Annotated in this window: 9 protein-coding genes and 1 pseudogene; 6 read left to right on the top strand and 4 right to left on the bottom strand. The window is 38.3% G+C overall.

The window, feature by feature from the left end:
- Positions 1–212: 212 nt before the first annotated feature.
- The gene (locus SH601_RS14630) at positions 213–842 is read right to left on the bottom strand and encodes a hypothetical protein (protein ID WP_319959084.1); all 630 of its coding nucleotides are present in this window, start codon (positions 840–842) and stop codon (positions 213–215) included.
- 282 nt (positions 843–1,124) lie between these two features.
- Between SH601_RS14630 and SH601_RS14635 the strand changes: the two genes are divergently transcribed.
- The 4 genes from SH601_RS14635 to SH601_RS14650 all read left to right on the top strand — a co-directional run bounded on the left by SH601_RS14635 (position 1,125) and on the right by SH601_RS14650 (position 5,062).
- Positions 1,125–2,561 carry an ABC transporter substrate-binding protein gene (locus tag SH601_RS14635; protein WP_319959085.1) on the top strand — a complete coding sequence of 479 codons (1,437 nt, stop codon included), beginning with the start codon at positions 1,125–1,127 and terminating at the stop codon, positions 2,559–2,561.
- A 63-nt stretch (positions 2,562–2,624) separates the two neighbouring features.
- Entirely contained in the window at positions 2,625–3,593 is a 969-nt protein-coding gene (locus tag SH601_RS14640; protein ID WP_319959086.1) for a carbohydrate ABC transporter permease, read from the top strand.
- Positions 3,590–4,420 carry a carbohydrate ABC transporter permease gene (locus tag SH601_RS14645; RefSeq protein ID WP_319959087.1) on the top strand — a complete coding sequence of 277 codons (831 nt, stop codon included), beginning with the start codon at positions 3,590–3,592 and terminating at the stop codon, positions 4,418–4,420. The genes SH601_RS14640 and SH601_RS14645 overlap by 4 nt, the downstream gene beginning before the upstream one ends.
- Before the next feature lie 18 nt (positions 4,421–4,438).
- Complete coding sequence (locus tag SH601_RS14650; RefSeq protein WP_319959088.1) at positions 4,439–5,062, top strand: YesL family protein; 624 nt, start codon at positions 4,439–4,441, stop codon at positions 5,060–5,062.
- A 45-nt stretch (positions 5,063–5,107) separates the two neighbouring features.
- On the opposite strand, the gene SH601_RS14655 is transcribed toward SH601_RS14650, so the two are convergent.
- Both SH601_RS14655 and SH601_RS17695 read right to left on the bottom strand, forming a co-directional pair.
- Entirely contained in the window at positions 5,108–5,908 is an 801-nt protein-coding gene (locus SH601_RS14655) for a zinc ribbon domain-containing protein (protein WP_319959089.1), read from the bottom strand.
- Positions 5,856–6,098, bottom strand: a pseudogene (locus SH601_RS17695) (hypothetical protein); the annotation flags it as partial. The pseudogene SH601_RS17695 and the gene SH601_RS14655, both read right to left, overlap by 53 nt.
- A 145-nt stretch (positions 6,099–6,243) precedes the next feature.
- Here SH601_RS17695 and SH601_RS14660 point away from each other — a divergent pair.
- Complete coding sequence (locus SH601_RS14660; RefSeq protein WP_319959090.1) at positions 6,244–8,058, top strand: TcaA NTF2-like domain-containing protein; 1,815 nt, start codon at positions 6,244–6,246, stop codon at positions 8,056–8,058.
- Between the two features lie 45 nt (positions 8,059–8,103).
- Here the strand turns inward: SH601_RS14660 and sda are convergent, their stop codons facing one another.
- Positions 8,104–8,253 (bottom strand): sporulation histidine kinase inhibitor Sda, encoded by a 150-nt coding sequence (sda, locus tag SH601_RS14665; protein WP_319959091.1) that lies wholly within the window; start codon positions 8,251–8,253, stop codon positions 8,104–8,106.
- 284 nt (positions 8,254–8,537) lie between these two features.
- Between sda and SH601_RS14670 the strand changes: the two genes are divergently transcribed.
- Positions 8,538–11,109, top strand: a 2,572-nt coding sequence (locus SH601_RS14670) for an adhesive domain-containing protein (RefSeq protein ID WP_319959092.1), incomplete at its 3' end; no start/stop codon positions are given.

The raw sequence follows: 11,109 nt of genomic DNA on the forward strand, positions 1-11,109 counted from the left end.
TGACTAATAGGTTGTCCCCTCTGTGAAATGGCCTGTAAAACCTCCGCTAATTGACGTCTCCTTTTATTTTGTCACGGTGCATGAGTCCGTAATACCCCCACTTCAAGATTCGAGTGAAAACGAGGAAGCTAAGTGGGGGATAAACGGACGCTAACGCCCTGATAAGTTTCGCTAACAATCAGTGGGAGTCAAAACTCCCACTGAACGAAGTCTTACTTCATTTTATTAATCAGCTCAATAATTTCCTCATCATTACCAGGATCAATGGACACTAGTTCTGTATTTTCAATAATATCTTCATAGAATTCTTCACCCGCTGGGTAATTACCATCCCAACGTAAAGGAACATTGTACAGATTAATTGTGCCATCCCTATTACCACTGTAAGTTACCGAATCAGCTACTAATCGACTACCTGAAAGCTGGATCACATCCTCTCGGTAGCTGGCGCTCGTTTCATCATCAGGATTAAGTAGTGTACCAGCTGGAATATGTTCAATATTTAGCTCATCTATATCTTGCATAGCACCAAGCTGCAACCAAACTCTAGCATATTCGATTTCTTCAGAAGAATAGTTAGCTAATGGATTAGCTTCTTCACTTTCAGATGTATCATTGGAAGCATTGTCTGTTGTTTCCTCAGAAGTATTTTCATTTGTTTCTGCCTCGATTTGGTCGTCTTCTCCTATATCATCTGTTATCTCTTCCGATTGGGAAGTGGAGACATTTTCCGAAGGATCTGATGTTACTTCTTCGTTTGTATCGTTGGAACACCCGACGATTAACAGAGCGATCAATAGTAGGGCCATACTACAATAAGAAGTCTTTGTTATTTCCTTCATTCGACCAATCCTTTCTAACAATCACAGCAGTTTGTTCTATATGACCTTAGAATGAAATCTTCAATAGGTCATTGTATGAATAAATAACTTTTGAAAAAAAGATGCATATTAGCCGATTACGATCATAGTGTAATAGTATAAGAATTTTTGGATGACTGTATGCACATTGAAAGAGTGGCAATTCATTTTGATATATGATTATCCTGAAATGATAACGCTTACTTTAAGTGGTGTGGAAGTTCACTGGTTAACAGACTCTAGTAACAACGGGGGGATAAAGGGATGAAGAGGCGAAGTTTTTACGCTATTGGTGTGTTAGCTGTTGCGGTTATGTTAGTCCTCAGTGCATGTAGTGGTGAGGAAAACGATGATGCTGCAAACGAAGACGAGGATGTGGTGACATTAAGCTTTTGGAATAGATATCCTGAATTACGAGGTGGATTAGAACAATTAATTGCAGGTTTTGAAGCGGAACATCCACATATCAAAATAGATAAACAAGAAACACCGGAGCCAGAAACGCAACTTCGAACAGCATTATCGGAAGGAAATGTTCCTGATCTATGGACGAATATTGTGGACTTATCAGAATTAGTAGAAGTAGATGCGGTGAAAAATTTGGATGAGATTTTTACCGATGAAGTGAAGGCACAGTTTCAAGATGGAACTTGGTATGAAAACGGAACAACCTCAGATGGTTCCGTATATGGATTTCCGCTAGCATCACCGAGAAGTAAGGCAATGATTATGTACTATAACAAAGATGTATTTGATATGTTAGGCCTGACAGAAGCAGATATTCCGGCAACATGGGAGGAATTTAAAACAATCGGCCAAAGGATACTTGATGAATCTGGGGGTGCTATTTATCCGATCGTTTGGAATAATCCTGGCTGGGCAAATGAGCAGCTCGTTTCCATGATGGGAACAGCTATTACACCAGAGGTTCCATGGCAAGAAAATTATCGCGAAGGAGAACCACAACTACTAACCGACGGGAAAATCGAAAGTGCAACGTTTATTAAAGAGCTATTAGATGAAGGAATTATGGCTCCACAAAGTGTGGAAGTCGGATTAGGGGAAGCAGAGGCACTGTTTGCCGTAGGACAGAGTGCGTTTCTTTGGAGTGGTGATTGGGTCGGACGACAATTATATGGTGAAAATGAATTTGAAAATTGGGGTGTAGCGCCATTACCAACAAAAGATGGTCAGCCTTATTACTATCATGCAGGATCGGAGGCTACTAGTATTCGTGTAAGCAATGAAACAGAACATTGGGAAGAAGTACGCACTTTCTTAGAGTATGCTTTGGACCATCTTTATGAAACGGTTTATGTAAATACAGGAGCGGGTTTACCTGCAAAAGCAGATGTAGGTGGCGATCCTCCTTTTGAACAATATCATGACATTCTTGAATTAGAGAATGAACTGGCTATTCCTGTTCCAAAGCCAGCGGAATTAAATCCTGACATTATTGAATTTAATCGAGCATATCGTAATAAGCTGGAAGTTGGAGGAATTGGTGATGCAGTAGTTGGTTATATCACAGGAAATATTGATGATTTAGAAGCAGAAATAGGTAAGCTCGACCAAGATATGAAAGATGCTTTCTTTGAGACGTTAGAAGAATTTCCGGAAGTTTCTCAAGAAGATTATATCTATCCGAATTGGCAACCATTTGAGCCATATACAGTCGATAAATATGATGAGTTGAAATAAAGAAAAGCTTGGCATATTGCCAAGTTTTTCTTTCCATATACCTTGGAAAGGGTGAACAATCAGATGGAGCAAAAAAGGAAATCAAATTTACAGACGTTAAAAAAGAGAAAGACGATGTGGGCGTATATCTTTCTAGCGCCACAAATTATCGTTTTTTTTATATTTTCTGCTTATCCAATCGTTATGAGTTATGTGTATTCCTTTTATGAATGGACAGGAATTGGTCCTTTATCTAATTTCGTTGGACTAGATAATTACTATCAATTATTAACATCTGATCGATTTTGGAATTCGGCGGTTGTTTCGATCTATTACATTATTGGGACAACGATTTTAGGGGTTGGAGGAGCACTCGTTTTAGCCATTATCTTAAATGATCAAAAATTGCAGGGAAAAGGTTTTTACCGGGCGATTTACTTTTTACCAGTTGTTACGACAACGGCCATTGTTGGGATTATCATGGGAAACATTTTTGGGATTAACGGCTTTGCCAATCAATTGTTGTTGAACGTTAATATCATAGATAAACCAATACCATGGTTAACAGATCCGGTTCTAGCGGTGATTGTCCTGATTGTCATTGGCTCATGGAAAGGCTTGGGGATTAATATGGTGTATTGGTTAGCAGGTTTACAATCGATTCCCAATGAATTGTATGAATCTGCTCAATTAGATGGAGCAGGCTTTTGGTCTACATTAAGGCATATTACATTACCATTATTGAAGCCAATTGCAGCAGTAATTATCTTGCTTTCATTAGTAAGTGGTATTAATGCCTTTGATTTAGTCAAAACATTGACAGATGGTGGACCGAATTTTGCGACGGAAACGATGGACTTGTTTATTTATAATTTTGCCTTTTCCAGCCAGCTTGGTGGCGGACAAGTGAGGATGGGTTATGCATCTGCTGCAGGTGTTTTACTAGGAATGTTTACGTTTGTTATTAGTATGGTTTTCGGTGCGGCATCATTTGGGAAGCAAATAACGAAGTTTAGGATGAACAAGAAGAAAAAAGGTGGTGTGAGCGCATGATTGCAACGAAAAGTGCACGTATGATTATTCATGTTCTGTTACTCTTGTTCGGGATTGTCTGGATCTATCCCTTTGTTTGGATGGTCTTTTCCTCCTTTAAAACAAATCAAGAATTTTTAACGAGTGGAACAACACTTATACCGGAACAATGGCATTGGGAAAACTATTCTGATGCTTGGATTACCGCTAATTTTTCTGGTTATTTTATCAATACCGTTATTTTCACTGTTGCAACTGTGGTTATCGTGATTGTCCTTTCTTCATTGACAGGTTATGCGCTAGGAAGAATTGATTTTCCAGGCAAGAAAGTGATTATGGTTTGTGTAGTGGCGATTATGTTCATCCCAAAAGGTTACACGATTATTCCATTGTTCAAGTTAGTTAGTGCCATGGGGCTTGATAATTCATTGTTAGGGATAATTGTGGCAGAGTCGTCAGGTGCACATGTTCTGTTTATTTTAATGTTTGCTTCCTTTTTTGCTAATTTACCTAAATCGGTTGAAGAAGCAGCGGAAATAGATGGGGCAGGATTTTTAACGGTTTTCACAAAAGTGATGTTACCGCTTAGTATGCCCATTGTCGCCACAACCGCTATCATGCAATTTATATGGACATGGAGTTCCTTCCTTGTACCGCTTGTCTTAACGATCAGTAAACCAGAATTACGGACATTAGCAGTAGGGATGCAAAATTTTGTGCAGACATATGCAGTTGATTTCTCTGGAATGGCGGCAGGTGCAACTATTTCGTTACTACCAGTGATGATTATCTTTATTATTATGCAACGATATTTTATCGAAGGTGTAGCAGGTGCGGTTAAGAGTTAAAAAGGACGGGAGGATATGATGAAGACTTTTACGTACAAAATATCGGAATGGGTTATGCGTGTAAGTGTATTGAATCTTCTTTGGATCTTTTTTTCAATCTTAGGATTAGGTATTGTTGGCTTTTTTCCTGCAACCGTAGCGATGTATACGATTGTACGGAAATGGATCAAAGGCGAGACAGATGTCCGAATCTTTCACACATTTACCCAAACATTCAAACATAGCTTGTGGAAAGCAAATGTTTTAGGTTATATTAGTGTGATTGGTGGACTGATTTTATATCTGGACTATGTCGTGATTCAGCGTATGGATATGATGCTATATGTTGGGTTAGGGTTATTGTTATTAACAATTACTTTTTATTATGTAATGATTGTGTTTTTCCTATTTCCGGTCTATGTTCATTACGATATTAAGTTGATTGAATGCTTTAAATATGCGTTTATTATAGGTGCTGCCTATCCATTGAGGACGATTTATATGTTGTTTACGATGTTTGTTATTTATTATATAACGGCTTCGTTTCCCGTTATTTTCTTGTTTTTCTCTGGTAGTATTGGCAGTTTATTGATTATGCGTTTTACGTATGTTGCCTTTAAACGAACAGAACAAAAGTCGAGAAAACTACAAACAGTGGAATGAAAAATAGCCAAACACCTCTATGTTGTAGAGGTGTTTGGCTTGATATTATAATAAATTTTCTAATGAATCTATCATTTCACTAACAAACATTCTAACTAGAATTACGATAATAATAATATTAAATAATAGCGTTAATAAGGTAAAATAGTAATTTTGTTTATGTTGTTGCAGATGATAAAACGCATGAATAATAGGGTTAATATAAATAGCAGTACTTAAAAGTATAACGAAAAGTGAAAACATTAATAGTGTATCTTCAGGATAGTTTAGATTGATTGAAATAACACCTACTAACGCTAGTAAAGTAAACACGGCGAATATAGCGACAAAAGGTACAAGTAACCCAGCATATCTGATATATAGTGTTTTTACTGAAATCGTATTTTTAGTAATTTTCAGCGTAATGAAATTAGCTAATAAACCAGTAAAGAAAAATAGTACTGCAATGAAAAATAATCGGCTAACGATAGAGAAGAATGGTAAACTACCCATATCCATAAACCCAAAGTCCTGTTCTTTCCACATATTATTGGCTACTACATATAAGAAAATCGCTACTAATAATGGCAATAAAATAGAAGTAATAATAGCGCCGCTTAGTGCATGCTCTCCATCACGTAAAGCAATGCTTGGTTTTTTCAGTCTTGTGAGGAAATAATTCCAATATTGCTCAGATTCAGCTTTTACTTTTTCAAATGTTTCGCTAGCCTTTGTTGAAGCGGCTTCTGCTTGGGGAGCTGGTCCGTCTGCTGCAGCATGTTCTGTTGTAGTTTGTAATGGTGCTCCACATGCTTCACAAAAGTTTCCTTCTTCTTGTTCTGTTCCGCATTTGGGACAGGTAGTCATAGTGTATCTCTCCTTTAGTAAAATAATAATAAGTGTCGTGTTCTATTTTAAATTTGTTACATTCTCTATCTTCATCATATCCAGAATCAAATATTAATTCGGTAATAACAGAAGCTTGATATGGCTCTCCTTCATTTGTAACAAAAAACCTTCCGTTATCAATTTGAATTTGTTCAATAGAACCTGAAAAATTGCGATTATCTGCAAGCCTATCAACTCATTTCATTCCTTATTCTAATGAAAGGGTTCGAAAGCACTAGTTTAGTATAACTAAATCTATTCCAATGTTCAACAAAATTTACTATAATGTAACTTATGTAGAAAGGTGGGGGAAAATGGCGTATTGTAAAAATTGTGGAAAAGAATTGCCAGAAGGGGCGAAATTTTGTAAGCACTGTGGTCATACATTAGGCAACGGTGCAACAAGTCATAAGAGTTCGTCTCCAAAGAAAAAAATGTCGAAAAAACAAAAGATAATATTTTCTATTATAGGAGGTGTAGTTTTATTACTTGTTATCGCGTTCTCCATTTTGAATTATTTATCATCACCTAATCAATTGATGAAATCATTATCAACAGCGATGGAAGAACAGGATTATGAAAAGATTGGGAAAATGGTTGTCTTTGCAGATACAGATGAAGAGATCGGAACAGAAAATGCAACAGCAATGGTTCAAAAGTTAGAGGAAGAACGTTCAACAAAAAATTATCTTTTGCAAAATCTAGCTCAACAAGCTGCAAATAAAATGGCAGAACATGACACGATATTAAATCTAACCGAAGGAAAATGTTATTTACTGCTCGATTGTTACAAGATAACGGCACAACCAATTTATATTACTACCTCTTCTAATCTGAATGACACCGTCGTGCACTATCATGATAATAAGACGGTAACGATAGAAGAAAAAGAAGATGAAATCGAATTAGGTCCTTTTACATATGGTGAGCATGTATTAAAAGGCGAGTATGATAGCAATATTCGTCATTTAGAGACAGAGGAAACGATTGATTTATATGATTATCAACATACATTGGATTTTTATTTCGATTATGACGCAATCTATATCGAGGATTTTGTCTTGAATGGTGATACGACGGTATTGCTTAACGGTGACGAAATAGATGAATCGATGTATTTAGATGAAACACAGATCGGCCCGCTGGCAAACGATGAAGAATATACGATTGAAATACAAACCGAATTTCCATGGGGAACGTTATCAACTGGAGAACAAGAAGTATCTGATTATTATGTTGACCAAGTCAATTATCAACCAACAGAAGAATTGTTAGATCAAGTAGCCGATGATTATAGCTCATTTCTCGATAAATTATTTGAAGGTATAGGCTCTAATAATACTGAAGGATTCAGCTTTTTGAGTGATGCAACAGAAAGTGAGATAGTTGAACTAATTGAGGATATAAATAATACTGTGGAAAATTGGGGTTATCTATATTATATCGATTTAAAAGAGTTTAGTATCGCGAATGACGCAATGAAAGCTTTTTATGATGAAGAACTTGAAGAATATGTATTACAAGTATTTACGAAACAAGAAGTAGCGGTTGAAAACACTAGGTACAACGATACGATTGATAATCCTAACTATAGAGAAGAGTATGGAGAGTTAGTATTGCGTTTTAATGAAGATAACTGGGAAGTTTATGATGTAAGAGATGATTATTCGACAAGTGAGCACGAATATACGAAGTATGAGTATAAAGGTGATGCAGTTGTTATAGAAGACGACGGTGAAAAGAAAGATGACAGTAGTGCTGACAAAGAAAAAACGGATGGAGAGGCTGAAGAACAAATAACAGATGCTACATTATCTTATATTGATATGTTAGTTGCTGCAATCAATGCTGGAGACTATAGTGTTGTGAGTGAATATATTCAAGCAGGTAGCGCCCTTGACGAGGCGCAACAAGGATTAGTGAAGCGACTGTATGACAATGGTACTATGGAGGAAGTTATCGAGCGAAAAGTTACTGATGTGAACAAATCAGGTGACAAATGGAAAGTGAGTACCAAGGAAACGATTCAGATTATATACGAAGACGGAGAAAGAGAAGAAAAGGATTATAACTGGACTTATACAGTAGTAGAAGATGATGGTGACTATCTGCTTACAGATATAGAATAAAATAATAATGAAAGAAAGCGGCGCTGTGTTACAGCGTCGCGTTTTTTAATTGGTGTTTTTCTTGAATTGGATTGGTAAATCTCTTAGTAGTAACTCTTTTTCTAGTATGGTTAGGTATTCTTGGCAAACGTCATATTTCTTCGCGTTATTATATAGTTTTAATAATTTTTCATTTTTTAATTTTTTTAGTTTCATTTTGTATTCTCCTGTTGAATAAGTATGTGAAATGTTGATAGATAATAGTCGAGTAAATAGAAAGATTGTTTATTAATTAATATACCCTCGAAATTTGTAGAAATAAATAATAAAAAATCAGAAATTTCATTCTATATTAGAATATTAAAAAATATATGAAAATAATGAAATTCTCCTTTTTCTTGTCCTATTAGTATGTAGATATGGGTGCAAAATCGTGTGAAAAATTAACAGGAGGTAAAACCAGTATACCCATATTCTAGCTTACTAAGGGAGGATATAGTATGAGTTCGAAAGGCAAAAAGAACGTAGATTACCGTAAAAAGATGAATAGACGACACCGTCAGAGAACATTTACTATGAAGAAGATGCTTGCTTCATCAGCGGCGGCGGTTTTGATCGTTTCCACATCACCAGTTTCTATTGATGGATACTTAGGAAAATATTCTTCAGGTTCCCATGGTGAGGTTCAAGCAGCTAGTTTAACGGAGGTACAGCTGTTAGAAAGCGTTAATGTTAATGCGGATTTAACAGAATTTGATGACTATTATGATTTAAGTCTTGAGTTAACAGGGAGAGGACTAGCAAATGCAGAGTTGGTTTCTCCTGAAAGAACGATTGTATTTCATGCACCAGAATTAGCAGGTCTTCTAGAAGCGGATGGAAATGCAACTGTTTCTGTTGATCTTTTACCAATAACTTTGGATGATATTCCAGCTTTAGGTGATACGTTAAGTGGATTGACTGGTACATTAAATGATACGGTAGGGGAATTAGTTTCAACTGTTGATACAATACTTGGTAATCCTGTAACATCCCCTTTGCTTAATGTTTCTGGTTTAGATGAGGTAGAAGATGCTTTAGCTGCATTAACAAATATTGATGCTGCTTTAGCAGACCTATTGCAATATAACACAGAAGTTCCTGTTGAGGTTAATCCTGATGGAACGATTGTTGTTTCTTTTGGTGATGGCTTAGGAGAGTACCTAGAAACAGCGGTACAAGATGTCGTTTTACAATTACTTAATGATGTGATTGATTCTATTAGTGCTTTACAAGTGGAAGTACTAGGCGGAACGATTTCAGTACCATTAGAGCCAGTTACAGATTTATTATCACCATTACAAGATTTAGTTAATAATTTAACAAGCGGATCAATTGATCTAGCGAGTAATTTAGCATCTGCACAAGTTTTAGGTGAAACATCTGTTACGCTTAACACGACATTGCCGAATCCTTCTGGACTTAGTGGAGAAGTTGATATTCAAGGAGCGGGAGTTAGCACTACTAATATTGATTTAGATTTATTATCTAGTTTGGAATCTACAGATACTATCGTGTTTGATGAAGATGTTGTGGCTTTAGAAGTGGGATCAGCAGATATTAGCGGAAATAGTACAGATGGTTATGAAGTAACGGGAGAAGCAAGTGGAGAGACCATTGCAATTACGAATGAGGCAGGAGAAGAAGTAGGCACAGGTCTAATCGAAGAAGATGGAACGTATACAGTAGAAGTACCAGCAGATTCAGTGGAAGAAGGAGAAGTTCTGGAAGTAGTAGCAACTGATGGAGAAGGAAATGAAAGTGAAGCTGTCACAGTAACAGTACCAACGGATGAAGAAGTCATTCCAGATCCAGACCCAGTAGATTTAGAAGTAGGCGAAGTAGACATCAGTGGAAATAGTGAACAAGGTTATGAAGTAACCGGTTCAGCTGATGGAGATACCGTTACAGTATCTGGAGAAGATGGAGAGGAAATCGCAACTGGAACTATTGAAGAAGATGGAAGTTTCGTTGTAGAAATTCCAGCTGAAGAGGTAGAAGTAGGAGAAGAGCTACAAGTTGTGTCCAGTGATGAAGATGGGAATGAAAGTGACCCAGTCACAGTAGTAGTGCCAGAGGACGAATCGGAAGACGGCGACGCAGATGCGGACGCAGACGCGGACTCTGATGCAGATGCAGACGCGGACTCTGATGCAGATGCAGACGCGGACTCTGATGCAGATGCAGACGCGGACTCTGATGCAGATGCAGACGCGGATTCTGATGCAGATGCAGACGCGGATTCTGATGCAGATGCAGACGCGGACTCTGATGCAGATGCAGACGCGGACTCAGATGCAGATGCAGACGCGGACTCTGATGCAGATGCAGACGCGGACTCTGATGCAGATGCAGACGCGGACTCAGATGCAGATGCAGACGCGGACGCAGATTCTGATGCAGACGCAGACTCAGATGCAGATGCAGACTCTGATTCGGATGCAGATGCAGACGCGGACTCAGATGCAGATGCAGACGCGGACTCTGATGCAGATGCAGACGCAGATTCGGATGCAGACGCAGACGCGGACTCTGATGCAGATGCAGACTCTGATTCGGATGCAGATGCAGACTCTGATTCGGATGCAGATGCAGACTCTGATTCGGATGCAGATGCAGACTCTGATTCGGATGCAGATGCAGACTCTGATTCGGATGCAGATGCGGACGCAGATTCGGATGCAGATGCGGACGCAGATTCGGACGCAGATGCAGACGCGGACGCAGATGCGGACGCGGATTCGGATGCAGATTCGGACGCAGATTCTGATGCAGATTCGGACGCAGATTCTGATGCAGATTCGGACGCAGATTCTGATGCAGATGCGGACGCAGATTCTGATGCAGATGCGGACGCAGATTCGGATGCAGATGCGGACGCAGATTCTGATGCAGATTCGGACGCAGATTCTGATGCAGATGCGGACGCAGATTCTGATGCAGATGCGGACGCAGATTCTGATGCAGATGCGGACGCAGATTCTGATGCAGATGCGGACGCAGATTCTGATGCAGATGCGGACGCAGATTCTG

The organism is Gracilibacillus pellucidus (genome assembly GCF_033949965.1).
Taxonomy (GTDB): domain Bacteria; phylum Bacillota; class Bacilli; order Bacillales; family Amphibacillaceae; genus Gracilibacillus; species Gracilibacillus pellucidus.

Excerpts from the sequence above, each read along its gene's own strand:
- SH601_RS14630 (WP_319959084.1), bottom strand. The coding sequence starts at position 842 with ATGAAGGAAATAACAAAGACTTCTTATTGTAGTATGGCCCTACTATTG.
- SH601_RS14635 (WP_319959085.1), top strand. The coding sequence starts at position 1,125 with ATGAAGAGGCGAAGTTTTTACGCTATTGGTGTGTTAGCTGTTGCGGTT.
- SH601_RS14660 (WP_319959090.1), top strand. The coding sequence starts at position 6,244 with ATGGCGTATTGTAAAAATTGTGGAAAAGAATTGCCAGAAGGGGCGAAA.
- SH601_RS14650 (WP_319959088.1), top strand. The coding sequence starts at position 4,439 with ATGAAGACTTTTACGTACAAAATATCGGAATGGGTTATGCGTGTAAGT.
- SH601_RS14655 (WP_319959089.1), bottom strand. The coding sequence starts at position 5,908 with ATGACTACCTGTCCCAAATGCGGAACAGAACAAGAAGAAGGAAACTTT.
- SH601_RS14645 (WP_319959087.1), top strand. The coding sequence starts at position 3,590 with ATGATTGCAACGAAAAGTGCACGTATGATTATTCATGTTCTGTTACTC.
- SH601_RS14640 (WP_319959086.1), top strand. The coding sequence starts at position 2,625 with ATGGAGCAAAAAAGGAAATCAAATTTACAGACGTTAAAAAAGAGAAAG.
- sda (WP_319959091.1), bottom strand. The coding sequence starts at position 8,253 with ATGAAACTAAAAAAATTAAAAAATGAAAAATTATTAAAACTATATAAT.